This is a genomic window from Shewanella inventionis (assembly GCF_019931735.1).
GTDB lineage: Bacteria > Pseudomonadota > Gammaproteobacteria > Enterobacterales > Shewanellaceae > Shewanella > Shewanella inventionis.
This window is the reverse complement of sequence record NZ_CP082926.1, coordinates 1,067,693-1,094,605: the sequence shown is the minus strand read 5'-3', so window position 1 is coordinate 1,094,605 and position 26,913 is coordinate 1,067,693. Positions and strand designations below refer to the sequence as shown.

Here is a 26,913-nt window from a genome sequence, read left to right as displayed (position 1 = left end):
AAGATGAGCAATATATTGCTCATTATTCGATTTTTACTACAAAAATGAGCAATATAATTCTCAAAAAACATTTTTAGTGTCTATAATGAGCAATATAATGCTCATTATAGGTTTGTTATGAAAACGCTCACTATCCAAGCTTTGATACAACAACAATGGCTTGATATTGCCTCATTAACCCTAGTGAACCCTAAAAAAGGGCTAAGCAGCCAAACTCGATTAGGGTATGAACTAGACTATGCTGTTGATTGGTTAAACTACAATGATGAACATGCTTGTAGTTTAACCCTGCCAATACAGATCATGATTGAACATGAAGCAGACCGATGGTTCGGTTTTTTAGAAGATATTGCCCCTGCTGGTGCCGCTCGCCGTTATTTAGTTAACTATTGGGGAATTCAATTATTATCGCCTGCAGAGCAAGATTCATTTTTACTTGAAAAAGCAACCATTGCCCCTGTGGGTAATTTAAGAATTAAGCAATCTTTGCCTACTCTACCACCAGACTCAACGCTTCATCTTCGCAAATTCAGTGTTAATGATATCGTTGAGCGGGAGTCAAATTTTCTAGAATATGCTCAAGAAATGGGTGCGATTAGCGGTGGGGCGACTGGCGCCGGTGGCGAGGCTCCTAAACTATTGTTACGCGTTTCTGAGCAAGATGAAATATGGATTGATACTTTTCAAACCCAACACGATATCGCCGATGCACATTATCTAGTTAAGTTCCCCAGAGGGCGTAGAACACAAGATGATTGTGACATTTTACGTGCCGAGTATCACTTCTATCATGAACTCACAGCCATGGGGTTTAATACCATTAGTATCAAGGATATGAAGTTACTTGAAGGCAGTCGCTATCCATCATTATGGTTACCTAGATTTGACACTGCTTGGAATGGAAACCACTGGGAACGCTTCGGACTTGAGTCTATTTTTTCTGTTTTAAATGAACCTGCAGGGAGTTATCTCAATCATTTTATGGTCATTCGATCTGTATGCTCTGTGTTACAAAAGCAGTCAAACACATTTAATACAGCTGATTTTGTCTGTGAATGGTTAACACGCGATTTGCTAAATATCGCCTTTGGTAACTCTGATAATCATGGTCGTAACACGGCGCTTCTTAAACAGCCTAACAACATTTGGTTATCGCCTATTTATGACTTTGCACCGATGAAACTTGATCCAGAAAATGTTACTAGAACGACAAAATGGGATCCTCCTTTTGAAGAAGGTGGCGAATACCGTTGGCAAGCGATTACAGATGAACTCAATGATTTATGTCCGGGTGAAACGTCATTGTTAGCTCTCAAAAAAACAGCTGAGAAACTCGTTGGCTTACAGCAACGTTTACACGCTAGAGGCGTTCCCGAACGCGTTTTAGATGTCATTCAAGTTAAATGGTTAGACACTAAATTAGCACGCTGGGGGCTAATATGAACATGACAGCAGAACAACGTCAGTCTTTGCTGATAACGCTATTACAGCAACACTTATTAGGTGAGGTCAGCCAGGGAGAAATGCTAAAGCGCTTGCGAAAAGAGGTGCTGGGAATGTCTCAAACTCGCTACGCTGCGTTAGTTGGCGTCAGTCGGCGTACCTTAACTGATATAGAACAAGACAAGGGAAGTCAGGCACAAAGTATTATCGACAAAGTATTCAAACCCCTTGGTATGAAGTCTGGGCTGACGCCGATCAATACTCATATCGCCAAATACGTTATGACTGACACTAAGCAAGATGAAAGCCTTAATTAACAGGATTTGAGCCATATTTGCTGCTAGAATGCAGCCTTATTTCTGTAGGCTTTACGATAAAGGCAGGCTATGACCGTTCTTCTGATGACCCCTCCAATGACCCAATTGAATACGCCCTATCCGGCAACGGCGTATTTAACGGGTTTTTTACGCTCACGCGGCTATGAGGCGGTACAACGAGATCCTGCCATTGAGTTGTTTCTTGAAATGATGACAGCGCCTGCGCTGGAGGTGATCCGTCAGCATGTAGAAGAAAACTTTGAGCAATTTGAAGACGATGAATTGCCAGATGTTATTTTTAATTTTTTAGCCGAATTTGATCGTTACCACCTCACCGTTGAGCCTGCTATTCGCTTTTTGCAAGGCAAAGACCCAAGCCTAGCCATGCGCATTAACACCCGTCGCTTTTTACCCGAAGGCCCAGCCTTTGACGCCATAGCACAAATGGAAGCCGTGTCGGGCGACGTACTGCAAGCCGCTTTTGGTAACCTTGGCGTGCAAGATAAAGCTAAATACTTGGCAACGTTATTTATTAACGATCTGTCGAACGTGATCACCCAAGGTGTTGACCCTTACTTTGAGGTCAGCCGTTATGGTGAGCGCCTCGCCGCAGCTAACCCAACATTTGACGACCTTTACAACACCTTAACGGGTGAACCAAGCTTTAGTTCGGATATTTTAGAGCAGCTCGTTGAGCAATATTTAGAAGAAACCCAGCCAAGTGTGGTCGCCTTAACCGTGCCTTTCCCTGGTAATATGCTTGGCGCATTACGCATTGCGCAAACCTGTAAAGCCATTAATCCTGAGCTGCCTGTGGTAATGGGTGGCGGCTTTGTTAATACTGAGCTGCGGGCATTAAAAGACCCACGCATATTCGAATTTGTCGACTTTATTTGTCTCGACGACGGCGAACGTCCACTAATGACGTTACTTGAGTACTTTGAAGGCAAGCGCGAAGTCGATGAGCTAGTACGTACTTACTTTCTGGCAGAAGATGAAAACGGCGAGCCTTATGTTCATCTTAATCAAAATACTGAGCTGCACGACATTCCACAATCTGAAGTCGGCGCACCAATTTACGATGGTCTGCCATTAACTGAGTATTTGTCGTTATGCGAAATGCTCAATCCAATGCACCGCATATGGAGTGACGGTCGCTGGAACAAATTAACCATCGCCCATGGTTGCTATTGGCGTAAATGCAGCTTTTGCGATGTCAGCCTAGATTATATCGACCGCTACGATACCGCAGGCGCAGATGTTTTGGTCGACCGCATCGAGGCCTTGATTGCTGAAACCGGACAAACTGGTTTTCATTTTGTTGATGAAGCCTTGCCACCCAAAACCTTATTTGCTTTTGCAAAACGATTAATTGAACGCAACGTAGTGATCAGTTGGTGGGGCAATATTCGCTTTGAGCGCACCTTTAGCCCAGCACGCTGTCAGCTATTGGCAGACTCTGGTTGTATCGCCGTCAGCGGCGGCCTTGAAGTCGCGTCAGACAGATTATTAAAGCTGATGAAAAAAGGCGTCAGTGTTGAGCGCGTCGCCCAGGTTACCAAAGCATTTAGCGACGCGGGCATTTTGGTACACGCATATTTAATGTATGGCTTCCCAACGCAAACCGAGCAAGAAACCGTTGATGCATTAGAAATGGTGCGTCAGTTGATGCAACAAGGCTGTTTTCAGTCGGCCTACTGGCACCGTTTTGTTGCCACCGCCCATAGCCCAATCGGCATGAACCCGGAAGAGTTTGGCATCACCCTAGATCCACGCCCAGAAGTATTTTTTGCTGAAAACGATGTCGACTTTACCGACCCAACCGGCACAGATCACGACATGCTCGGCGAAGGCCTGCGCAAAGCACTTTACAACTACATGCACGGTATCGGTTTCGACCAACCCATGAGCTTTTGGTTTGACCAACCAGTAACACGCACCACAATGAAAAAAGACATGATATCAAAAGCCATTAGTAATTTTATTTTAAGTCATGAAGAGTAAATAGGCAGGCTTGGGTTAACCCCAACAGTCATTACCTGATTTCGTCATATTCCGGCAATGCTAAGACTCTGCCTTTACGGCAATGCTAAGATCCCGGCTCAAGGACGTTACCGGAAGGAATCCTGCTCTAAGCAGTCATCCTCGAGTGCTTTTATCGGGGATCCAGCTCTACGCCGTCATCCTCGAGTGCTTTTATCGGGGATCCAGGTGTTTATGCTTCGTCAAAAAAAGTAGAACCGTCTAAGTTCACTTTATTGGCGAACCATGACATTCACTCAACGACACGCAGCACTTCTTTTGAAATAAAAAGTCCTTGTAGCTCAGCCGCCCCGTCCATGGGGCGGACGGTCGCCTCGTAAATCAATCATGATTCACCTTATCGGCATAATCTTAATCTGCAGAAACTACAAAGCTCGGTCAAAAATTAACAATGGATGACACGATTAAATTCAACCGACAAACTTACGGCTCATTACCTAACGCTGAAAAATAATAAGGATAATGGCTTAATCAATACGATGAAAAAGTTAATTTAAGATACTGAAATATACTGTTAAAAAATTAGCAAAGAGGCTAATAGGGCTTACTGGCTACAGAAAATTAGCACATCAAACCGCGCATTTTCTAGCGCTGTTATTTACATAATAAAGAGTCATTCTCACGTGTTCGGGCTATTCGCGTTACAAAAGTACACTTAGGATAAGGACGCGGCTTCACACGGCCCATCCTTATTTGTTAGTTAGTTTGCATACCGCACAAATCACACGATTTAATTAAATTGAACATTTCATGCGATCTATTATAATCTAACTGTACCCTCAATTGAGAACTGACCATGCATACATTAACAGCGAATGATGCCAAACGAAATTTCGGCGAACTACTTTTAAGCGCACAACGTGAGCCAGTAAAAATTAGCAAAAACAGTAAAGATACTGTCGTTGTCATGTCCATGCGTGACTTTGAAGAGCTAGAAGCTATGAAAGTTGAGTACCTCAAACACTGCTTTAAGTCTGCGAAAGAAGACTTGGACAATAAAAACGCTGTTGATGGCGAAAGCTTTCTGAATTCGCTATAACTAACTTATGCAAAAGAACAAATACAAGCTAAGTAACTTAGCGCAATATCACTTGCGCAAAGTAAAAAACTACACTGTTGAAAACTTTTCTGAATTGCAGTGGCACAACTACAAAGACTCTCTGCTATCAGGGTTTCAAATGCTAGCTGATAACCCCGGTTTTGGAAGAAGCTGTGACGACATATACCCAAATGGCTTTTACTTCCCGATTGGAAAACACACTGCTTATTTCACCAAAGAACATGACTTTATCTTAGTCGTTGCTGTCTTAGGTCAATCACAGCTACCCCAGAATCATCTGAAATAACACGACTTTCACCCTAAAGATCATAACTGGGGCGGGATTGTATCCATACAAACTAAAACGCCCAATTCAGCTGCTCCGAAGGCGTCAGCTAGAATTGCTTGTTGAGTTGATATTGTAAATGGCTCACAGGGAGTGCCTTGATGAAAAACCATTTGCCAATGCGCCCGAATTGCGCACCCAAATGCCTTTGAAGTCATCACGGCTGCATTACATTTTCTGATAGTACTCTCAGTTCATAGTTTTGTTGAGTAAACTCTGGATTAACTTCATCTGGTATTCGGTTTAAAGCATCAGTTTTATAAAATGGAATGCCTGTGCTTGGAATTTCCATAAAATCGTCAGCTAATAATCGTTCTAGTTCTTCTCGCGAGGCCCTTACATCTGATCTTAATAAGAGTTGCTCAAGCTTTATTAGTTCACACTTTAAATTTTGCATTAACTCTCCAATCACCTTAACGCCTCAAACCGAGCATTTTCTAGCGCTGTTATTTACATAATAAAGAGTCATTCTCACGTGTTCGGGCTATTCGCGTTACAAAAGTACACTTGGAATAAGGACGCGGCTTCACACGGCCTATCCTTATTAGTTAACTGTATTCCTTACACCAAGCGAATTTCTAATTTTTTACCTAATGCAGAGGCAAAGCGTTCAAGGGTTGATAATTTAACATCATCTGAATGGTTTTCTATTCGTGATATAGCACTTTTTTGTGTCTGGAGCTTTGTTGCTAGATCGACCTGAGTTAATCCTGCATCTTTACGCGCTTCTTTCAACAAGGCACCAAATTTAAATGATTGATAACCTTCTTCATATCCGTCAGAAAAATCGATGTCACTTGCTTTACGGTTAGCTAAATATTTTTTTAAGTCACTCATATTATTTCCTCGCTAAATAGTCTTTACGACGGCTTTCTGCAATTTTGATTTCTTTTGGTGGCGTTTTTTGTGTTTTCTTTTGAAAACCATGATTAAGAACAACTAAGTTATCACCATCAAAAAAGCCTAATAAACGAAATATATTCCCACCAACTTGTACTCTCACTTCCCAGATATTGTCAGTATTAACCAGTTTTTTAAGGTATGTTGTTGGAATATTGTCCAATTCTTCAATTAACTGAAGTACCCAAGCTACTTTCTGCGCTTGCTTACCCGAAAGTGAATCTAAAAATTCGGCTATCGGACATTTACCGTCTTCGGTAGTATAAAAGTCTATATTTCTCATACACAAATGTTAACACCAATGTGAACTTTTGCAAGCTGGAATTTTTCGCTTTGTACAGTTAACACCTTAATCAGTCGACACGCTAGCGGTAGGCTGGATTGAATTGTGTACGCCCATCATGGGCATCAACGAATGAGGTGAAAGTCCTCTGCAGGGAGATCACCGTTTAAATAACATGCTGTTATTAAACGTTAACTACTAGCAAATGGAAATTAACAATGGGTGGTACGGTTATATTCTTCGGAATGAATCCAGCTCTACGCCGTCATCCTCGAGTGCTTTTATCGGGGATCCAGGTGTTTATGCTTCGTCAAAATAAAAGTAGAACCGTCTAAGTTCACTTTAGTGGCGAACCATGACATTCACTCAACGACACGCAGCACTTCTTTTGAAATATAAAGTCCTTGTAGCTCAGCCGCCCCGTCCATGGGGCGGACGGTCGCCTCGTAAATCAATCATGATTCACCTTATCGGCATTATCTTAATCTGCAGAAACTACAAAGCTCGGTCAAAAATTAACAATGGGTGGCACGGTTTTACTCTGATTAGGCCATTACTAACAAAAAGCTATTTTACGTTAAACGATCCTGTCGAATTGACATACAGCACCACTTCCGTTTTAGCATCAATCACATGTTTACCCTGTGTATCTGAGCTAAAAAAGCTGCTTGGCGTTAATGCTGTTAACGTTTTTTGATTATCCCATTGATAGGTTGCGCTGCCTTTTACCACTACAGCTTTAAGTGCACTGTCGCTTTCAATCGTGCCTTTAAAACCAGCAGGGAGTTTAACAAAACTGCCATTGGCGGCGTCTGGTTTGCCCCATAGGTAACTGATTTGGGCATTGCCCGCTTTAAGCCAGGTTGCGTCATCTACATTTAACCAAAACAAGTTGTTTTCAGACACGTTAATCGGACGTTCACCATTATCAAATGCTTGATCTACTGGTTTAACCAAATATGGGCCGCTGTCGATTTCGAGGTAAATAAGATTATCGTCGCCATTGGCGGCGGTGATATGGTTCTCACCGGCAGGTTGAGTCCAAAACGATCCGCTTGGTAGCCACATAGTATCGGCACCTGGGTCATCGTTATGCATTAAGCCTTCAATCACGATACCGCGGTAAGTGATGTTATGAATATGAGGTGGAGATGAAAAGCCTTTCTTAAACTTCACCAGCATTCCGGTCGCCACGTCTTTAGTACGGTCACCCCACAGATCTGCCGCTTTCGGGCTGGCGTCACCGCGTGCAGGATTAAGCATTCCCCAATCAATATTGTCGGTAGAAATAACAGTATGGTCATTTGCCATCACGGGTAAAGTCATCGCACCTAAAAGGCCTGCAATAGCGGTCATTGTTAATCTATTCATGAGTTACATTCCATCATATTAAAAGAAAAAGTGGTCTTGCTTTCATCGATGCATAAACAAAAATCAATTTATAACGCCTCAGCGATATTGGTATCTTAGCGGTAAATCGGTATGTGCATCGAAATAATGTAGTCATGATAGTCTTTTATATTTATTCGATAAACGGGGTAATCTTTAATATACTTTCGCGAAAACGTGGATAATCAGATAGCGTTTCGTATTAACATTACGTTGCAAAACTGATGCTCATTAAGCTGCTTTTGGAAGAATAGACATACAACAGGAAGATACATGAAGATTGCTGATTTACGGGTACTGCTTAAAATCGCAGAACTTCAATCTATCACAGCTGCCGCTAATCAACTCGATATTAGCTCTTCTGCTGCAAGTATTGCGTTAAAGCGTATAGAAAATGAAGTCGGGGTGCAGTTATTTGTGCGCACCACGAGGCAATTACGTTTGTCTGCTGAGGGCGAACGTTATCTTCCATTATGTCAGCAAGCACTGGATTTATTGCAGCAAGGCCAGTTCGCGATAAACGACGAACGTCAATCTATCAATGGCGAAGTGCGCATGGCGATGTCGTCGGAGATGGGCCGCAATCTTATGCGAGAGTTACTCAATGATGTGTTAGCGCACCACCCCGATGTGACTTTACGTCTACATATTAGTGATACCCAAGTTGATTTTTATCGTGATGGCGTTGATGTGGCGCTACGAGCAATGATCGCAGGCGCGGCAGACGAGTCGAATTTTTATGGTTTTAAAATCTGTAACATCCCACATTTTTTATGTGCTTCACCTCAGTACCTCGCCAAACACGGCACACCAACTAATCCAAGCGAACTCATGGAACACAATGCATTACTTTATAAGTTGTATAAAGTGACCCATGACAGCTGGTTGTTACTTCATGGCGACCAAGAGCATAAAATTAAGATGACCAGTAATCGGGCATGTAACGATGGCGATCTGGTGCGCCGCTGGTGTGTTGACGGTGTTGGCATTGCAAAAAAATCAGCTATTGATGTCGCCCAAGACATGCTAGCAGGACGACTACAAAGAGTGATGCCAGATTACCAAATCCCAGTGACAGAATTATGGTTAGTATTACCAAGCAGGCAGATGATCACACCCGCTATCCGTTTGATCCGCGATGAGCTAAAACAAAAAATTAATGGGCTGAGAGCTGAACTCGTTGAAAACCATATTCTAGCCGAACACGAGTGGCCAACAGATGAATCAATTGAAGGTTGATTTATCACTGTTCTGCATAGAAAATAGCGCCTAGTTAAAGTAATAGTTAAAGCAACTGTTAACGTGATCGTTAACGTAATAAATAACGCATAGGAACGGCAAAAAGATGATGACAAAATGGGCGATACGTTTTTTACAAATGGCCGAACTCGTAGCATCTTGGAGTAAAGATCCCTCCACCCGAGTCGGCGCGGTCATCACCGAAAACAATCGCATCGTCTCGCTAGGCTTTAATGGTTATCCTCACGGAATATCTGACAGCGCTGAAACCGATAACCGCGAAATGAAACTGCTAAAAACACTCCATGCAGAAGAAAATGCCATATTACATGCCAAGCGAGATCTTAGTAGTTGTGAGATTTGGGTAACTCACTTCCCCTGCCCTAACTGCGCCGCCAAGATTATCCAAACTGGATTACGCGCAGTACATAGCCCAAAACCCAACGACGATTTTCTGTCACGTTGGGGCGACAAAATTAAAGTCAGCGAAGATATGTTTGAGCAAGCCGGTGTTCAAGTCGATTGGATGCAAGTTGATTAACCCTACTTTTCAACGTCGTTCCGGCAATGCAGTTATTATCAATCAGCACAAAATGGTTAATGGGGTGCAAGTAGACTAATCCTATTTTTCAACGTCGTTCCGGCAATGCAGTTAAGCCGGAATCCAGGTGTTTGCTTTTTTTGTACAGCATCATAGAAACGGCAAAAGCGAATAAGGTCAAACCGTTCGATTAAACCGAATACTACTTAGAACAAGTAACAGACCCTGATTGTGACCTCAACAATCTCTTACCCTGACTGGTAAAACAAAGCAAGCATAGTTGCCGGACGCATACAATATAAATGAAGACTTTGACTAGGTTATACTTTAGTTTAGAACCCAACTAAATCCTGCCCCAAAAAAAACCTAATTCTTGATAATTATCAAGTAAATATATAAAATTAAAATAATGTGAACTATTTATAGATTCACTAGTTTAAAAAGTATTTATAGGTAAAACAACGATAGTTTTTTCAAGGATGTTTATGAAATATTTTATTGTACCGATCGCTACCATTATCTTCCTCTCAGGCTGCACTTCTGCTGATATATTAAGGAAACCTGGTGAAGTATCTAAACAAAGCCAATATGCACCTCAAAATGAAACACCTAAAGCTAATAATATTGGTATTATGCGATATCTAAACGAAGGTGCTGAATTCGTTAGAGAAGCAAGACGAGAAGATGCATATAAGAAAATGTATAACCTATGCAATGGCAAGTATGAGCTCGTAGATGAGGCCGATTCAGAAACAACACCTACAACCTTTATAAACGAGACCAGTACAGGTTTTACTGCTCAAACATTATCTTCAACATATACATATATTTATTTTCGGTGTACTTAGTTTTATCTGCAGACTGTATTCGAGTGTGCTTATATGTTAGCTAGCCTTTTTCTGTTTAGGTGACCACTACAAGTAGGGGCAGAATAAATTGTTGTTTTAGCTTAATCAGGCCCCTGCTAAAATCTAAACAAACAGATTTTCCACGACAAAGTCACCATTTGTAAAGCTGTTAAGGCAACCCATACTTATTCAATGAAATAATTGTTATAAAATAGCTATAAAGATATTGAATATAAGCGTAAAAACCAGTTATTGTTTCAGCAAAGAAGGAATGCGTTCAGACGACTTTTTTATGAAAGAGTTAGTCTGAAAGAATCAAATCAGGGATGAATCTATAACCACAGCGCTATCATTTACACAAAGCTATAGCACAGCGCTTATTCCCCCCTTGATCTTCCAAATAAACGATTGGGTAATTAGTTTATATAATAGGTAACGCTGACCCATTCACTTTTAACCCTGACCAAAATTACTTTAAGAGATATTTGAGTTAAAGCGAAGCAGAGAAATGATGAAAAAATCAACTCACGCCCCATTTATTAATAGTTATTTATTAATAGTTATTATCTTCCTATCTACAGGCTGCCAAAATAGCAAGAGTCAACAGAGTAGCACTACGCAAGCGTCTATGACGGTTGAAATTCAACAATCAGAAGAGCAATACGTAAAGCCATTAACCAGTACATTGAAAACGGCTACATCTCATCAAGATGCGACGGCTGAATATCAGCTAAAAAATGATACAAACACAGTTAGGAAGTCCTCAACACCGTCAAAACCAGCTGAGATAACACCAATAGAGACTCAAACAAAACCATTTATGGTTCCCGCAACAAAGATTAGACAACCGTTAGAAGAAAAATACGAGTTGCCAATTTCTGATCCAACGACAAAAGAGTACATGCCAAAAGATACCAAACAAATATCCACTGAAGCAGTGTCTACGCCATCGACAGAGTCTAAACCACAAGTTCCAAACACTAAACGACACCAAAGCTCAGAAAAACACGATGATGCATCTGAAACGACGCAAGTATCGAATATACCGCATGAACCACCATCGCTGCCAAAAATCATGCCTGACATACGAGCCCCGGATAGATACAAGCACCCCTTACAGCATGCTAATAAGATTATATTTATGCTGGGTGAAGATGATAATGGTCACTATCTCTATGGTGAAGGGCCACTTTTGACGGGTGCTCATGAAAAAATGCTGCGTTATATCAACTTTTATAAAGAAAGTGGTATTGAGCTAAAGCGTCTTATGCTCCACAGTCCTGGCGGGTTAGTGAAAGAGGGACTACTGATTGGCAACTACATTCGCCAAAATAACTGGACTACCGACAGTGATAAACATATGCGTTGTTATTCTTCGTGTGGTTTTATTTTTGCTTCTGGTGTAAAAAAACGCATTCAGAAAGGTGCTGAGATAGGTTTCCATCGACCTTATATTCCGACTAAAGAAGACACCCCTGAATTTATTAAGCAAGTTTATGATGAATATCAGCCTTATTGGAGTTACATCCAAGGGGATCATGCGCTCTATGATATTTTTATGAAACAGTATGGTCGTGACGATATGTATATCCTACGCTCCGGCACGATTAGCAAGTATATGCAAGTTGAGGTCTACTAATGGAATCAGTTCAGAATAAGCGCGTTTGGAGTACATTGAACTTAGAATTGCCGCAAGTAAAAAGCTTGTCAATTATGTTTCTCACCTTAATTATGGGCATATTGATTGTCATTTTTAATGTACAAGGCTATGGCAACTTATTCCCCGATGAAAAATGGTTTGGTATAGCAACCCCATTTGCTGCACTACTAGGCGTAACCGAACTTGCAGTGCTATGGTGGAGCTCTCAAGTTATTTATCATTGGCCTAGCACTAGTCGAATTTTAAAATGGGCACTAGGCGCAGTTACATTAGCTTTTTTCGCGTTAAGCTTCAGTGGTATTAACAGCTATCTATCAAATCTGGCAACCAAAGATTTCACTAACGTACAAATTGATAACGAATATAACCGTAATAATGAGCAACTAGTTGAGCAAAGTCGCAATGCACAAGCTGATATTAAGCAAGAGCTTGAACAGTTACGCCAGCAACGCAGTGAAATTATCTCAAGCATGGATCTTAAGAACCAGCAAATTAACCACGCCAATCAACTAGCCAGCGACCGCCGACTTAAAGCACTTGTATGTAATGACGTTCCAGACTGCAAGGCTGCTGTAGATAAATATGAAGACGAAGCAAATCGAATTAGTCAAGATCTTCAAAGCTTAAGTAATCAACGCAACAACCTAGATGCTCGTATCAACCGTAAAGAGGAAGAGTTAGATATTCTATCGAGTACAATCAATCAATCTTTATCTATGACAAAATATAACCGTGATAAAAATGCAGGCACACAAATTGCCTTTGAACAAAAACAAAATATTTATGCCAATATAGTACTAAAAATCACAGGTTGGTTCGGCTGGCAACCTAAAGATCCCTTTGGTGTTTTTATAAATTTCGTCTCAGGATTGATCTACCCAATGTATTTTCTACTAAATCTATATAACGCTCTAAATTCGCCTGAAAATTGTAAAGCTAGAGAAAAACGAAGAAACCAGCTGAGTGAAAAATCTTCGGTAACAAACAAGTTAATCCTTCGTTTAACACGACAACTCCGTGCACGACTATTACGTAAAAAACGAGAAAATGCTAAAAGACATTGCGTGCTTCAAGAGCAAAAAGATATTCGTAGCGTACTAATGATGCGATTAATTCGCTATTTTCGAGTGTGGGCTAATCGACGCACTAAAACTCGAATCAAAGAAGTTGAACGAATAGTTGAGATACCGACTATTGTCGAAAAGGAAGTTGATAAAATTGTTGAAGTGCTGGTTGAAGTTGAAAAACTAGTCGACAAGATTATTGAAGTCGAAGTTATTGTAGAAAAAACAGTGGAAGTAATCAAAGAAATCCCCGTTGAGGTGCGTGTCGAAGTCCCTGTTGAAGTAGATCGCATAGTTAAAGTTGACCAACAGGTCCCAGTTTACATTGATAGAATAAAAGAAGTCCCTGTGCCCTACTTTATTCCTGATCCGCAGATATTGGTGCACGAGCGCATAATCCCAGTTCCTGAAGGCATTACGGGCGAAGAACTTGAAGCAATACTTAAGGCGCAACCAATATTAAATCAAGAAGCTAGGACTCAACAAAATTCAGTACGTGCAGATAATCAGTTGGACACAGTTTCTCAGCCAAAAGATAAGCATGAAGTATTCAATTTTGAGGAAGCCCAGCATGCACAGCCTAGATCTTAGCTACTTAAGGCGTCATGAGATAGCCAAGCTTAATAAACCGAACAAGAGCAAAAACAAGACCAATGACAAAGCTACGAAAGTTGACGCTTCAGATAAACACCCAATCAAAATGGATATCCAGAACAATGCGTCCGATATTACTAAAAGCAACTCAATAAAATCTGAGCCTGTCAAAATAGTCGACCCTAAAGCCGAAAAAGAAGATATCCAAGAACAGATCAAAGTTGAACAAGAACGTAAACGATTAGCCGAAATCCAACTTGAGATAACGAAATTGCAAGATGAGCAAAGAACTGCTCAGCTGAATAGTAAATACAATTATGACCAACGCTATCAGGCACTCGAAAAACAGTCCAAAACAGATAGGGCTGCCCACATTTGGCAGTGGATGAAACGAATATTAATTGTACTATTTTTACTGCTGATGATTACACTACTCGCTCTTCTGCTGTTTCGAGTTTACAGGTGGACAGTGGAAGCCCCACTAATTAAAGAAGTCATCAGAAAAGTTGAAGTGCCGGTAGAGAAAAGAATTGAAGTTCCTGTTGAAAAACAAATTATTCCCGAGGAATGTAGCCAAGTTCGTCGCAATGGGAAAATATACATCAACTGTGATGGAAAAATTATTGATGGAACGCCCACTATAGGGGATGCAAAGATTAACGAAATCCCAGAATTATTAAATTAATAGTAAAGGAAGCCACATGAACACATCTCAAGGTTTTAACCTACTGTCCACCAGCATATTCATATGCAGTTTATTTTTCAGCGTGGAAGTGTTCAGTGCGGAGGTTTTGGGTGCGGAGGAGTTAGGTGCAGAGAGTACGGCAAATATCGACACCAGCAAACTGGGTGATATAAAAGCGGTTAAATTTAATAACCCACAAGTGATGACCTCGGGTTTACCCACAGAGCCGCAATTTGCACAACTTGCTCAAGCAGGTATCAAAACTGTGATAAACCTCATTCCTAACGACAACCCAAATGTATTAGCCAATGAGCAGCAGATTGTTACGCAACTGGGTATGAACTATCACAATATCAGTGTGGACTGGCAAAACCCAACCCAAGAGAACCTAGCGCAGTTTTACAGCCTAATGCAGCAATATGGCGATGTACCAGTACTAGTGCATTGTGCAGCCAATTACCGCGCCTCTGCCTTTTATTATTTGTATCAGACCAGCCAAAATACCGCGCCGTCAATGGCCGAGGCACTGACGCCCTGGGGCGACTTGCAACAAAGCTTTGCAGAGTACCCGCAATGGCAAAAGCTTATTGAAGAAGCAACTCAGCAATCGCTAACTCAATCGTCAGAGGATTAATAAGGCGACCGTTTTAGCCTAAATTTTCGTTAACATTAGCTTATCTGTCGTCTATAGCTCTTAAAAATAGCCGGATCCCAGATAACAACATTCGAGGATGACAGATTGGCGCCAAATATCTCACTGCAATGCTTAAAAAACCAAGTTTCAGCACTCAATAATAGCGGCTTAAAGTTATTCCCTGCCTGTAACTGTATCTAGGGTCTGTGCAAATACCGTTATCTACTGCAGCGTACTAGGCCCATTTAAGTCCATTTTATACAAAGGCGCTGGGATTTTCTCTGAGGTAATATAAATACTCTGGCCATCCTGGCTAAACCCAACAGCTTCGGCTTGTTTTAGTGCGGGCAGTGCAATCTGTTGTGGTGTGGTTGAAAACAAGCTTAACCAGTCACCTTGTGTGGTTTGAGTAAAATAAAACGCGTGGGTATAGGTTAATATCACCGCTGATAAACCATCTGCCGAGATATCCATTGCGGTGGGGGTTCCGGCAAATCCTGCCCAGGTATAAATGCTGACATAGTCGAGCACGGCTGTCGGCAATGGCGCTATCTCGCCTAACCGTTTGGCTTGCTGCTTAATTATTTGAGTAGATGAATTATTTGATCCACTTTGCTGCGCTGGAGCGATTAACGGCAGCTCGTATAACACGGGCGGCGTGTCACGTTTGGTCAGTAACAGTATTTTACCCTTGATGACATCGACTGCGACTGACTCACAATCTCGAGCCTCATCTGGGTAAGTAAAAGTCATACTCCAAACCGGTTGGGCCGATAGGTTTTTTTGGCCTTTAAGCAAGCTTAAATCGGGCTCTTTGATCAAATGTAACTGATATTGCGATCGCCTCGCCTGGTTATCACCCACATCGGCAATCAATAGGTACGACTCGCCTTGGTAAACAAACGAGGCAATGTCTTCCCAATCGGTATTGTTTACACCACGAATATTGACTGTGGCTAACTGCTGCCCCTGAGTATCGATAGCAAAAATTCTTGCGCTGTCGCCGCTGTCGTTGTGCACCCACAATATATTGTCATTAATCCGCGATACCGCTAGGCCGCTGGCTTCGTCAATAGACGGCGCAGTAATGTTGCCTGCTTGGCTCATGCCCGTTGGCATCGCGCAGGCACTGGTTGATAAGGCTAGGATTAAATATAAAAATACAGTAAGGCGGTTAAACATAATAATGACTGACTCAGGCTGCGACTGACAAAAGTAGCGGTATTCTAACAAATATGTATTAAAACGTATCGAGCAATCGTTAATTGTATGGCATTAGAATAAACAAAAAAGGCCACTTTCTTTGTTCCGAAGAAAGTGGCCGTGCACGTTTTCAGTGATTGAAATGATGAGTAAAAACCACTAAAAACCAGTACTCGTTTTAACCTTACTTATTCATGCATTTAGTACTCATAGCTAAACTGTAAGGTGTATTCTGTGCCAGGATCTTTGGCATACACTTGGTAGTTTTGCTGTTCGTACTCGGTGGTTTCACCTAAAAGATTCTTCGCTTTCAACTTGATCGAGGTGCTCAAAGTAGGGAAGAAAGTATAGGTAAAGTCCAGGCTATGAAATGGCTTTTCATACACATCGTCTAGGCCACCACGTCCACCGTAAGCAATGCGCTCACCAAATACGTTATACACTAATGTGGCACTATGGTAGCTGTCTGGCGAGTCGTAACTTAACTGCAAGTTTGCTACCCATTGCGAGTGCCCTGTCATACGGCGCGATTGGTTAGTTGGGTCGATTTCGCCGTTAGGCTCAATATCAATTTCTGAGTCGCCAACGGTTAAGTTGCCGGCTACAAAAAAGTCTTCCCAAATGCTGCCATCACTGCCTAAAAACTCAAGTTCTTGTAAAAACTCGGTTTCAACGCCAAAAATGTAACCAGACTGCGCGTTATAAAACTTAAGCTGACGTCCGGCTTCTGAAATACGTTGAATCGGCTCAATCGGCGCGTCCACATCTTTGTAAAACGCACCAACACTGAAGTTATTACCACTGTCTGAGTAGTATTCCCAACGTAAATCAAGGTTAAGAATGTCTGAACTTTTTAGCTCTGGATTACCAAAGAAATCAAAGCCAGTCACAGGGTCTTGGAAACGCACTGGCGACACTTCACGTAAGTCTGGACGCACTATGGTTTTACTCGCGCCTAAACGCCATTGTGTAGTGTCGGTTTGTTTCCAAGTTAATGATAACGATGGGAACCAACCGTCTTCGGCAATCACATAATCTGCTAAGTCGTAACGGCCGCCTTCATCTGAAATCTCGCCATCAGGGTCAATGGGGAGTGTGACGCGGCGAAAATCTTCATAACGCACACCGGCATAAACGCGCCAAACATCATCAAAGTCGATGTCCATGCTCACAAATACCGCATCATTTTTTTCTGCGGCGATGTAATCTTCGGTGTCGGTCGAGGCGTCTTTAAGCTCTAAATCTAATACGTCGTTAGTGATGTTGCTGTCTGAGAAAATATCATCAAAATCACCGGCTAAAATACTGCCGTTAGGGTCTGTCGGGCTTAAGTTAACGTCCAAGCCTAAACGACTCGCATAGCTTTCTCGAGTGCGTTCAAAGTATTCGTAACCTGTACTTAGCTTAAGCACGGCGCTGTCAAAATTAACGGGATACGTAAAATCCCAACCGTAATTTTGGCTGTCGTCTTGTAGGCGGCTGTATACATATTTAGGCGCATCTTGGGTATTAAGGTTACGCGATAACAGCTCGTTGTTATCGTCTAACACCACGTTATAAGTGTACGACAATTCATTAGGCGCGTAGCGCTCTGAGCGTGCATCCGAAAACTTCCAGTTCACTTCTGAGTCGTTTAAAAACTCAATAAAATGATGCCCTTTAATCTGATTACTGATTAATGTGCGCTCTTCATAGTCGATGTTATAAACTTGCAGCGCATTGGGTTCGTCTAGCGTATCAATGGTTTCTTCAATACCGAGTGACACATCGTCTGAGGTGTCTTGCAAGTATGTAGTGAAGGTTTCGATTTTATGGTTGTAGCCAATCTCTAAGCCAAGGTTAATCATGCCAGACACTTGAACAATAGAGTCGGTACCCACAACGTCTTTTTGGTTTTCTATTTGAACCTGGCTGCTGTCACCGTCTAATTCAACTTCACGCTTGGAGTAGTTTTCGGCTTGTTTTTTATACGACACCGCAGACAATGCACCAAAAATAATGTCGTCGCTTATGTCCCAACGGTCACCAATGGCAATATCACCACGCATTGCAGGGTCTGTGCTTTGGCTTTGCACTGTCATATCGCGATATAAACCAAGGGCTAATTCGCGGTTAATTGCTTGAGCAGATTGATAATTAACATTGCCATTAGAACCACTTACGATATCAATTGGGCTTATACCACCATACTGACCAATGGTGTCATTAATGTTGGTCGGCATAGAGCGGGTGCCATCATCTTGGCCTGTCCAGTCATCGCCACCACCGTTATAGGTGTAGCTGTCATCTGAGTCATTAGTGTTGTAGCGCCCGCCTACAGAGGCTTTAAAAAAGAAATCAGATGGGATGGATTTAGTACGAATATCCACATGTCCACCACCAAACGCGGCTGGCGCATTGGCTGACGCTGATTTTTGCACCGACAATGATTCAATAATCGATGCAGGAAACATATCTAAAGGCACAACGTTACGGGTTGGATCTGGCGATGGCACAGTGGCTCCGTTTAATGAAGTGCTTGAATAGCGCTCACCTAGGCCACGTACATAAATAAATTTACCATCTTTTAAGGTTAAACCTGTCACACGACGAAGCGCTGCGGCTGCGTCACCGTCACCGGTTCTTGAAATTTGTTCTGAGCCCATAATATCGGCTACAGCAATTTGCTCACGACGTTCTTCAGTGGCTTCTGATGCTGAGCTGCGTAAGCGCCCGGTCACTGAAATAACCTCAATTGGCTCAATCGGAATCACTTCACCAGGATCGCGTGCTGGTTCAGGTTCTTGCGAGTATACGGGGGTAGCTGTTAATAATGTCGCCGCAGAAATCACAGAGATAATGGCAAGGCTTAACTTATTAACGGTAAAACTCGGCTTGGTTTTCATACTTATACTATCCTGTATGCGGTTCAGAGATAGCCGCCCTTGCGAGCGGCTATTAATAGGTCACTGATTACTTAATCAAGGTGATTATTGTGGGTCAAAAGCCCAACCTTGACGCCAGTCAGTCTGGCCATCGAATGCACCAATATAGTTGGTTGATTCGAAGAAGCTGTCATCAGTACTTAAGTCTTTACCTGTTCCAAGAAGCGTTGTATCGGTTGCTGCTGGCATACCGTCGGTAATGCTCACAACTGATGTAGAGTTACCTTCCTGACCCATAAACCAGGTTTCAGTGTTAATGTCGGTAGTACCTGATGTTTTGAATGGCTCGTTACAATCAATGATTGAGTGAGTCATTACCAAGGTACCCGCATTCACGTTGTCAACCAGGCTTGATACTGAACCGTCTAGCTCTAAACACTCACCAGATTCAGTTTCAGCTGTGCTACCTTTACGGCCTTGTACTAGCACGTTATAAAGCTCACCTGCAGTACCAACACGTAACAAGATACCTTCGCCGTTGTCGCCACTCGCGTTTGCAGTGTCTGTGCCAGGTAAAATAGTGAAGTTAGCAAGCTTTGGCGCAGACACTGGCGTTGCCGCTGCACCTGAGCTGTTACTGTCAGCTTCGATACCACGGTTTGCGTTGCCATCTTCATGCGTGATGTACACAAACTGCGCTTTACCTGTCCAACCGTTAGTCCAGTCTAATGAGTCATCAAAGTTTTCAGTTAGGTAAACATACTTCATGTTAACCGCGCCACCCCAGAACTCTACGCCATCGTCGCCGTTAGCATGCACCTGGATGTGGTCAACTTGTGTACCGCTACCCACTGCTGCAAACGAGATACCGTTCATTTCTTGTGTGTCATTAACTTTAAAGCCTGCATACTTAACAACTACATAGCTAATTTGACCACTGTTATCAGCGTTGTCATTACCACCGTATGGGAAGTCACCTACCTCAAACGATGCATCACACGCATCTTTATCTGGGCATGTGTTTGTTAAGCCATTACCTAAAATAACCAAACCACCCCATTGACCGCGCTCACCCTCAGCACCTGCAATCACATCTTCTTCTGAAGTCATGATAATTGGGTAATCAGCACTGCCTTGAGCCATAATTTTAGAACCACGGCTAACGACAATGTAGCTGTTTGAGGTAGCAAACAACTTAACACCAGCTTGAATCGCTAAGGTTGCCGATGTGGTTTTATCTGCACCAACAAGTACCGCGCCGCCATCAATTTTGTACATCACGTTTTGACCGGCAAGCAATGTGGTATTGCTAAGCACGTTGCCTTCAAGGGTACAAATTAGTGTGACTGATGAGTCTTTATATAATCCTGCTACTGCATCTGATTGAGTTGTGCCAACCGGACAAGACGTCATTACAGGTAATTCAGCTGGTGTAGTATCTACATCGTCATGAATGGCTGTAGTCCAACCGGTAGTCCAGTCATTTGTACCGTCAAATGCGCCAATGTATTCAGCATCATCTAAACGAGCATCAAGGTTGCTTAAATCTGCTTTACCGCCAGTTAATGCAACTGATGAAGAGTTTGGCATGTAATCGTTAAGATCAGATGCGCCCACTAGGTTGCCATCTTGACCGGTAAACCATGCTTCAACATCTAGCGCTAACGTTGTACCCGCTGTAGCGTCTACTTTGGCATCTTTAAATGGCTCTACGCAGTCAATCAAGCTGTTTTGCATAGTTAACTCTGCAGTGTTTGCATTATTAACGGTGGCATCGTCGTTCACTTCTAAACATTCGCCCGAGTCAACATCGCCTTTAACCAACATGTTATAAGCGTGCGCGCCAGTACCCTTACGGAATAAAATGCCTTCAGCATCGTCACCGCCGCTGTTAGTGCCATTAGCTACCTGGATTGTAAAATTAGCCAGTGCAGGTTGTGACATCGGAGACGCTGATGCATCGCTATTGCTGTCGGCTTCAATACCACGGTTTGAACCGTTATCAGCCTGACGAATATAAACGTGTTGCGCACTACCTTGCCAACCGTTAGTCCAATCTAACGAGTCATCAAAGTTTTCAGTCAATACCACATTTGAAATTGAAACGTTACCGCCCCAAAATTCAACGCCGTCATCATTGTTTAAATGAACTTGTATATGGTCAACTTCGGTGCCTGCACCCACACCCGCAAAGCTGATACCGTTCATTTCTTGAGTGTCGTTGATTTTAAAACCACCAAACTCAACGCGCACATACTTAATAGAACCAGAGCTGTCTTCAGTGTCATCACCGCCGTAACTGTAATTTCCGACTTCAAACGACGCGTCACAGTTAGTTAAATCTGGGCAACTGTTAACAGGTGCATTACCTAACAACACTAAACCGCCCCATTGGCCAGCTTCACCCTCTTCACCTAAACCCGCTTCTACTGACGTAAACACGATAGGTTCTGCTGCGGTGCCTTCTGCCATGATTTTAGAACCACGGTTAATCACTAGGTATGAATCGCTGCTACCTAAAATTTTGGTGCCTGGCAAAATCGATAATTCAATCGAGTTTTCGTTATCACCACCCGCAATAACAGGACCATCTAATTGCCATACAACATCATCACCTAATACGATTAAGTCGCCATCTTGGCCACCGGTTGTAATGGTTGATGCCGCAGTAGAAGGTGCCAATGTGCCCGTTAACACCCAAACTTCTTTGCCATCTACTGTTGTTGAACTTTTAGTTGCAAAGCCACTGTATGATAATTCTTGTGCGCTTTGAGTTGGTGTAGTTGGAGTTGTTGGTGTCGTTGGGGTTGTGGTTTCATTACCTGTGTTGATATTGATATCACCACCGCAACCAGCAAGACCTAACGTGGCAGCAAGTGCTGTTGAAAGAGCAGTCAATTTAAAAAGGTTTTTCAGTTCCATTGTCATCTCCGAAGACGGATGTAAGCGTTTGTGAGTAAATCGGCTGGATGACAAGCTAATGGTTTAAAATGACAAAAAGACTGCGGCAAAATGACAATAACATTTCACTAACATTGCAGAAATATGCAAATCCAATGGTGATGCGGGTTAGCAGGAAGCTTGAGTAAAATAAATTTTTAACAAAAAAGAAAAATTAATAACATTGGTTGGGTATATGACACACTAAGCAGGGTTAAATCACACTGACAAATACAGTCCAAAAGCCAAAGGTTATGGCAACCACTCCTGCGGGCTTAAACCAGCTTACACCGTGTTTAGCGGCGCTAACTGCAAATCTTTTATGGTGTTTTTCTGTCATAAAAACCAACACAATAGCAACAATAAACAGTAAGTTACCAATAAGTTCAAACACCAATGGATAAGCCGTGTTATGGGCATCTAATAATAAAGCAGCGCCAATAGCAAGGCGTGAGATTATCTCAAAATAATGAAAATAACGCTTTCGACTAAACTGCATAATAGCATCAGCAAAGGGCACTGGTTTTAGTAACATAAACAGCCCAAAACAAACAATGCTAACACCCCAAACACTAATTAATATGGCCATGTCGAGTCTGCAATCAAATAAATTTAAGCCATATTAACACCGAACAAATGTAATAAAAAAGTTAATTAAAAACGGTGTAACGCATTAATACACGGGCGAGCAGCAAAAGAAGTAAGCTATTGCTAATTAATTCTACAAGGGTTAATACGTGCATAAAGATTACACATTTACACCGTTAGTAAAAACGCCGTTAGCATAAACATTATGAACAGCTATTAGCTCAGTCAACAAACTGATGGGAAACTCGCTAACAATCGATAAATAAATATTAATAAATGCTCATAAAACAAGTTTAAGGTAACTTTAATGCTAAACTGGCTATAAAATACAATCTTACTCGCCAAGGAGTGCCAATATGCCGCTAGATATTATTATTTTAGGAATATCGATCCTTATCGCTATCGGCATTTTACTCCACCACCCTTCTAAAACATTAGGCTTGCCATCATTACTGATTTTTATGGGTGTAGGTTTAGCTTTTGGCAATGGTGAGTTTGGATTTGTTTACGATGATCTACAATTAACATCGCTAATCGGAACCCTTGCTTTAAACACCATAGTGTTTGTTGGTGGCCTTAACACCCCCATGAAAAACATTCGCTTTGCCTGGAAGGAAGGCGGCATGTTATCGACGTTTGGGGTTATTTTTACAACCATCATTTTTGGTTTTATCTTGAGTGCTTTACTCGATGTCAGCCTCATTACCTGCATGTTATTTGCTGCCGTGGTGTCATCAACCGATGCCGCTGCGGTGTTTTCAATTTTGGAGTCTAAAAAATTAAAATTAAAACAGGGCACAGGCACAGGGTGAGATCGCGAACGTTTTTTAAACAAAATACGCTATCGATTAAATCTTATTTGACCTAATACAGCGTTCGTGATCTTATACTCTCTTTTCAGGAGTATAAGCATGTATATCGAAGCCTTCACAAGCCACTTTAGTAACATCATCGACCAGCGCCAAACGGCCAAGGTGACATATCCTTTAGAGGATATCTTATTTGTGAGCTTATGTGCCGTCATCGCAGGCGCTGAGGGTTGGGCAGATATACATTGTTATGCTGATGGTCATCTAGCGTGGTTTCAAAAGCACGGTTACTTAAAGGAAGGTGTACCTGCTGATGATACGATTGCTCGAATTATTTCTCGTATTGACCCAGATGAGTTTAGTGCATGTTTCATGCAATGGATGCAAGCCGTCCATAGTGCAAGTGATGGCCAACTTATTGCGATAGATGGAAAAACGTTAAAGCGTTCTTATCATCGTAATGACCGTTTATCAACGATACACATGGTCAACGCATTTGCTTGCGAAAATAAGTTAGTGCTGGGTCAGTTAAAGACCAGTGACAAATCTAACGAAATCACCGCCATTCCTGATTTGCTGCAACTCTTAGATATAAGAGAAAAACTTGTTTCCATCGATGCAATGGGATGTCAGAAGTCAATCGCCGCACAAATAGTTAAGCAAGATGGTGATTATCTACTTGCTGTAAAATCGAATCAAAAATCATTGCATGACGCGATAATGTCGGCTTTTTCCTCAGTCCGCAAAGCCCCTTTATCACCGCTAGCTATCGAGAACAAACACGGTAGAGTTGAAGCGCGAGCTTATCATGTACTTAGTGCAAATGAGCTTGAAGGTGACTTTAGTGAATGGCAGGGTTTACATTCAATTGGCATGGCGATGAGCTATAGACATTGCAATGGTAAGGGGGCATTAACCTATCGATACTATATAAGTTCGGCAGAATTACCAGAGCAGAAATTTGCAGATGCAGTGCGCTCTCACTGGTTTATCGAAAACAGTTTACACTGGGTTTTGGATGCTTCAATGGGTGAAGACCATTGCCAGATTTATCAAAATCATGCAGCAGAGAATTGGTCATTATTACGCAAACTATCGTTAAATATGCTCCGCTCAGAATCATCTAAAGGAAGTATCCCGATGAAACAAAAACGAGCATGGATGAAACCTGAGTATTTAGAAGAAGTGTTAAGGGCAGGATTTACCAGTTTGCTTGAAATTTAATCACTCATGCGGTCGCCCTGGGCACAGGCACCATTTTAGAGTTTGAATCGGCCACAAACGACCCCATAGCATTATTAATGGTCATTATGTTAACCGACTATATCGTGAGCAGTGCAGAGGGTGCACCTACGGCATTATCTATAGCCTCAAGCCTAGGGCAGCAAATTGGTGTAGGAACACTTATTGGCCTTATTATGGGTAAATTAGCCGTTTGGGCGCTAAATAATATCAAACTACCAGAATTTGGACTTATTCCTGTATTTATTTTGGCAACATTTGCCATAACAGTATCCAGCACTGAAATTTTAGGCGGCAACGAATTAATTGCGGTATACATTGCAGGCGTCATCATTGGTAACTACTTAAAAAAAGGTGCAGAGGTGAGCAAGCACTTTTTTAATGGCATATCGTGGCTAGCACAGTCATTAATGTTTATTATTTTGGGTTTGCAAATCTTCCCACAGCAATTAATACCTGTCTTTACTGTCTCATTATTGCCAGCAATATTACTAATTGTGGTCGCAAGACCGTTAGCCGTTCAACTTTGTTATTTGCCCTTTAAAAAAGCCAATTGGCGCAAACGATTATTTGTGTCAATGATTGGTTTAAAGGGAGCAACGCCGATTGTTTTTTCACTAATCCCTGCCGCTGCGGGGGTTGAAGGGTCACGTGAAATGATCCACATGGTGTTTTTCATTGTGCTGATTTCGGTCATTGTGCAAGGTTCAGCCATCGAGCCATTGGCCAACAAACTCAAACTAAATTTACAGCCCAAAAAGCCTGATATCTAAAACGTCAACAACCTTAATTGATCAGATTTTTAGCTTGATCGATATGCACCAAATACAAAAAAGCCTCAATCAAATGATTAAGGCTTTTATCAACGGGTTGCGCACTAACGCTTATTTAAATACGCAATGTTTAGCGTAATCAGCGGCTTCGTTTGCTGTCCAATCACCGCTTTCTTTTTCTTTCATTTGCTTACACCAAGCATCGCTGCCCACTTCAGGAGCACAAGCCGTTAAGCTAAGGGTTAATAATAATGCGCTTGACGCAGCAACTAATTTTGATAAAGACATAAATAAGCTATCCTTTTCTATTAAATTTCGGAGTTTGTTGACCCTTTACGGTATCAGCAAACCATAAACTAACACTTTGAACGTTTAGCAATCCACGCAATAGCATCTTGTTTTTGCGATAACGGAAACCATGCTACCTCACCTTGCATAAACGGCCCCATTAAACGTACTGCATTGCCCACCCAATCAGGGCCGCCAACAAACACTAGTGCATCAAATTCTGGTAACTGTACTTCACCACTGCCGGTTAATGAACCAAAGTCCCATCCTTCGAGCAATACATCTGCCTCAATATACAAACACACTTGTCCCCAATCTTTACGATAGGCACGAATAGCTGGCTGCAAACGAGTACGGTAATCAGGCGCAGATAAACGGCCACTAACAAATAAACTAATAACACCCTTGGAAATATCGGGGATTTGACACAACATAATGCTAACTCCAGCCTTATTTAAAGGCTATAGAACAGGCTTTATACGGTGATGCTATCGTGTAAAGCAATAATGGCGCTCATAATAGCAAAAGTCTGCAATTGATGTAATCACTCCACGATTAATCCGTCGTTGAGTTAATGTTCATGTGAAGCAGCGCCCAAGCTGACAAATGCCCGCCGCTGAAATCTATGTCCAATTACGGTATAATGAGTTGATATTGAATAAATTAAAGGGGACAACCTCAACCGAATGATACAAATAACTCAACGAGTCATATTGCAAGATAACGAAATTGAATGGCAGTTTGTTCGCTCAAGCGGCGCTGGCGGTCAAAACGTTAATAAAGTATCAACAGCGGCCCAGCTTAGCTTTGATATTGCCACATCGTCTTTGCCTGAATTTTATCAACAAAAGCTATTAGCAAAGGCCGATCACCGCATTACCAAAAGCGGAAAAATCATCATTAAGTGTCAGCAATCAAGAAGCCAGGACTTTAATCGTCAAACCGCGTTAGAGCAATTTATTGAATTGGTAAAAAGCGTCGGCATTGTACAAAAAGCCCGTATTGCAACCAAAGCCACCAAAGGTAGTCAAACTCGCCGTATTGAAGCGAAAAAACAACGCGGTGCCACTAAAGCAATGCGCCAAAATAAAACCGGCTATTAATGCATTTTAGCCGTTAGATGAACATTTTTAGGTTTACCACGCGCACATCTTCAGTAAGAATGGACTCACACGTTTTAT

General features: G+C 42.0%; 25 protein-coding genes and 1 pseudogene. 16 read left to right on the top strand and 10 right to left on the bottom strand.

Annotated features, from left to right (window positions below; all coding sequences use genetic code 11):
* Positions 1-117 precede the first annotated feature (117 nt).
* The 5 genes from K8B83_RS04995 to K8B83_RS04975 all read left to right on the top strand — a co-directional run bounded on the left by K8B83_RS04995 (position 118) and on the right by K8B83_RS04975 (position 5,149).
* Positions 118-1,443 (top strand): type II toxin-antitoxin system HipA family toxin, encoded by a 1,326-nt coding sequence (locus K8B83_RS04995; protein ID WP_188736155.1) that lies wholly within the window; start codon positions 118-120, stop codon positions 1,441-1,443.
* On the top strand, positions 1,440-1,760 hold the full coding sequence (locus tag K8B83_RS04990; RefSeq protein WP_188736153.1) for a helix-turn-helix domain-containing protein: 321 nt from the start codon (positions 1,440-1,442) through the stop codon (positions 1,758-1,760). Before K8B83_RS04995 ends, K8B83_RS04990 begins: the two co-directional genes overlap by 4 nt.
* Positions 1,761-1,829: 69 nt before the next feature.
* On the top strand, positions 1,830-3,764 hold the full coding sequence (locus K8B83_RS04985; protein WP_188736151.1) for a B12-binding domain-containing radical SAM protein: 1,935 nt from the start codon (positions 1,830-1,832) through the stop codon (positions 3,762-3,764).
* A gap of 835 nt (positions 3,765-4,599) precedes the next feature.
* Positions 4,600-4,842, top strand: a complete 243-nt coding sequence (locus K8B83_RS04980) for a type II toxin-antitoxin system Phd/YefM family antitoxin (protein ID WP_188736149.1) — start codon at positions 4,600-4,602, stop codon at positions 4,840-4,842.
* A 7-nt stretch (positions 4,843-4,849) separates the two neighbouring features.
* Complete coding sequence (locus K8B83_RS04975) at positions 4,850-5,149, top strand: type II toxin-antitoxin system RelE/ParE family toxin (RefSeq protein ID WP_188736147.1); 300 nt, start codon at positions 4,850-4,852, stop codon at positions 5,147-5,149.
* A gap of 196 nt (positions 5,150-5,345) precedes the next feature.
* On the opposite strand, the gene K8B83_RS04970 is transcribed toward K8B83_RS04975, so the two are convergent.
* The 4 genes from K8B83_RS04970 to K8B83_RS04955 all read right to left on the bottom strand — a co-directional run bounded on the left by K8B83_RS04970 (position 5,346) and on the right by K8B83_RS04955 (position 7,697).
* Positions 5,346-5,585, bottom strand: coding sequence for a DUF4440 domain-containing protein (locus K8B83_RS04970; protein ID WP_188736145.1), 240 nt, complete (start codon positions 5,583-5,585; stop codon positions 5,346-5,348).
* Positions 5,586-5,749: 164 nt separating this feature from the next.
* Entirely contained in the window at positions 5,750-6,025 is a 276-nt protein-coding gene (locus K8B83_RS04965) for a helix-turn-helix domain-containing protein (RefSeq protein ID WP_188736143.1), read from the bottom strand.
* A gap of 1 nt (position 6,026) precedes the next feature.
* The gene (locus K8B83_RS04960; protein ID WP_188736141.1) at positions 6,027-6,371 is read right to left on the bottom strand and encodes a type II toxin-antitoxin system RelE/ParE family toxin; all 345 of its coding nucleotides are present in this window, start codon (positions 6,369-6,371) and stop codon (positions 6,027-6,029) included.
* A gap of 567 nt (positions 6,372-6,938) precedes the next feature.
* Entirely contained in the window at positions 6,939-7,697 is a 759-nt protein-coding gene (locus tag K8B83_RS04955) for a DUF4437 domain-containing protein (protein ID WP_188736514.1), read from the bottom strand.
* A 336-nt stretch (positions 7,698-8,033) separates the two neighbouring features.
* Here K8B83_RS04955 and K8B83_RS04950 point away from each other — a divergent pair, with 336 nt between their 5' ends.
* From K8B83_RS04950 to K8B83_RS04920, 7 genes are all read left to right on the top strand, one after another.
* Positions 8,034-8,999, top strand: coding sequence for a LysR family transcriptional regulator (locus K8B83_RS04950; RefSeq protein ID WP_188736139.1), 966 nt, complete (start codon positions 8,034-8,036; stop codon positions 8,997-8,999).
* 106 nt (positions 9,000-9,105) lie between these two features.
* Positions 9,106-9,540, top strand: coding sequence for a dCMP deaminase family protein (locus tag K8B83_RS04945; RefSeq protein WP_188736137.1), 435 nt, complete (start codon positions 9,106-9,108; stop codon positions 9,538-9,540).
* A 485-nt stretch (positions 9,541-10,025) separates the two neighbouring features.
* Positions 10,026-10,388: a hypothetical protein gene (locus tag K8B83_RS04940; protein WP_188736135.1), complete on the top strand. Its 363-nt coding sequence runs from the start codon at positions 10,026-10,028 to the stop codon at positions 10,386-10,388.
* Positions 10,389-10,896: 508 nt separating this feature from the next.
* Positions 10,897-12,027 (top strand): hypothetical protein, encoded by a 1,131-nt coding sequence (locus K8B83_RS04935; protein WP_188736133.1) that lies wholly within the window; start codon positions 10,897-10,899, stop codon positions 12,025-12,027.
* Entirely contained in the window at positions 12,027-13,703 is a 1,677-nt protein-coding gene (locus K8B83_RS04930; RefSeq protein ID WP_188736130.1) for an IMCp domain-containing protein, read from the top strand. Before K8B83_RS04935 ends, K8B83_RS04930 begins: the two co-directional genes overlap by 1 nt.
* A complete protein-coding gene (locus K8B83_RS04925; RefSeq protein ID WP_188736128.1) occupies positions 13,684-14,391 on the top strand; it encodes a hypothetical protein in 708 nt (235 codons plus the stop codon). The genes K8B83_RS04930 and K8B83_RS04925 overlap by 20 nt, the downstream gene beginning before the upstream one ends.
* Positions 14,392-14,407: 16 nt before the next feature.
* Positions 14,408-15,025: a protein tyrosine phosphatase family protein gene (locus tag K8B83_RS04920; protein WP_188736126.1), complete on the top strand. Its 618-nt coding sequence runs from the start codon at positions 14,408-14,410 to the stop codon at positions 15,023-15,025.
* 222 nt (positions 15,026-15,247) lie between these two features.
* Here K8B83_RS04920 and K8B83_RS04915 read toward each other — a convergent pair whose 3' ends face one another.
* From K8B83_RS04915 to K8B83_RS04900, 4 genes are all read right to left on the bottom strand, one after another.
* Positions 15,248-16,207 carry a hypothetical protein gene (locus tag K8B83_RS04915; protein ID WP_188736124.1) on the bottom strand — a complete coding sequence of 320 codons (960 nt, stop codon included), beginning with the start codon at positions 16,205-16,207 and terminating at the stop codon, positions 15,248-15,250.
* A 221-nt stretch (positions 16,208-16,428) separates the two neighbouring features.
* Positions 16,429-19,113, bottom strand: coding sequence for a TonB-dependent receptor domain-containing protein (locus K8B83_RS04910; RefSeq protein WP_188736122.1), 2,685 nt, complete (start codon positions 19,111-19,113; stop codon positions 16,429-16,431).
* A gap of 84 nt (positions 19,114-19,197) precedes the next feature.
* A complete protein-coding gene (locus K8B83_RS04905; protein ID WP_188736120.1) occupies positions 19,198-22,014 on the bottom strand; it encodes a hypothetical protein in 2,817 nt (938 codons plus the stop codon).
* A gap of 232 nt (positions 22,015-22,246) precedes the next feature.
* Complete coding sequence (locus tag K8B83_RS04900) at positions 22,247-22,567, bottom strand: hypothetical protein (RefSeq protein WP_188736117.1); 321 nt, start codon at positions 22,565-22,567, stop codon at positions 22,247-22,249.
* A gap of 409 nt (positions 22,568-22,976) precedes the next feature.
* Here K8B83_RS04900 and K8B83_RS04895 point away from each other — a divergent pair.
* The 3 genes and pseudogenes from K8B83_RS04895 to K8B83_RS04885 all read left to right on the top strand — a co-directional run.
* Positions 22,977-23,426, top strand: a pseudogene (locus tag K8B83_RS04895) (cation:proton antiporter domain-containing protein); the annotation flags it as partial.
* A 105-nt stretch (positions 23,427-23,531) separates the two neighbouring features.
* Positions 23,532-24,653: an ISAs1 family transposase gene (locus K8B83_RS04890; RefSeq protein ID WP_223418983.1), complete on the top strand. Its 1,122-nt coding sequence runs from the start codon at positions 23,532-23,534 to the stop codon at positions 24,651-24,653.
* On the top strand, positions 24,653-25,444 hold the full coding sequence (locus K8B83_RS04885; RefSeq protein ID WP_317846457.1) for a cation:proton antiporter domain-containing protein: 792 nt from the start codon (positions 24,653-24,655) through the stop codon (positions 25,442-25,444). Before K8B83_RS04890 ends, K8B83_RS04885 begins: the two co-directional genes overlap by 1 nt.
* A gap of 111 nt (positions 25,445-25,555) precedes the next feature.
* Here K8B83_RS04885 and K8B83_RS04880 read toward each other — a convergent pair whose 3' ends face one another.
* Together K8B83_RS04880 and K8B83_RS04875 are read right to left on the bottom strand one after the other, a co-directional pair.
* Positions 25,556-25,732 (bottom strand): DUF3012 domain-containing protein, encoded by a 177-nt coding sequence (locus K8B83_RS04880; protein ID WP_160056019.1) that lies wholly within the window; start codon positions 25,730-25,732, stop codon positions 25,556-25,558.
* 68 nt (positions 25,733-25,800) lie between these two features.
* Complete coding sequence (locus K8B83_RS04875) at positions 25,801-26,166, bottom strand: SpoIIAA family protein (RefSeq protein ID WP_188736113.1); 366 nt, start codon at positions 26,164-26,166, stop codon at positions 25,801-25,803.
* Between the two features lie 252 nt (positions 26,167-26,418).
* Between K8B83_RS04875 and arfB the strand changes: the two genes are divergently transcribed.
* Positions 26,419-26,835: an alternative ribosome rescue aminoacyl-tRNA hydrolase ArfB gene (gene arfB / locus K8B83_RS04870; RefSeq protein ID WP_188736111.1), complete on the top strand. Its 417-nt coding sequence runs from the start codon at positions 26,419-26,421 to the stop codon at positions 26,833-26,835.
* Positions 26,836-26,913 lie beyond the last annotated feature (78 nt).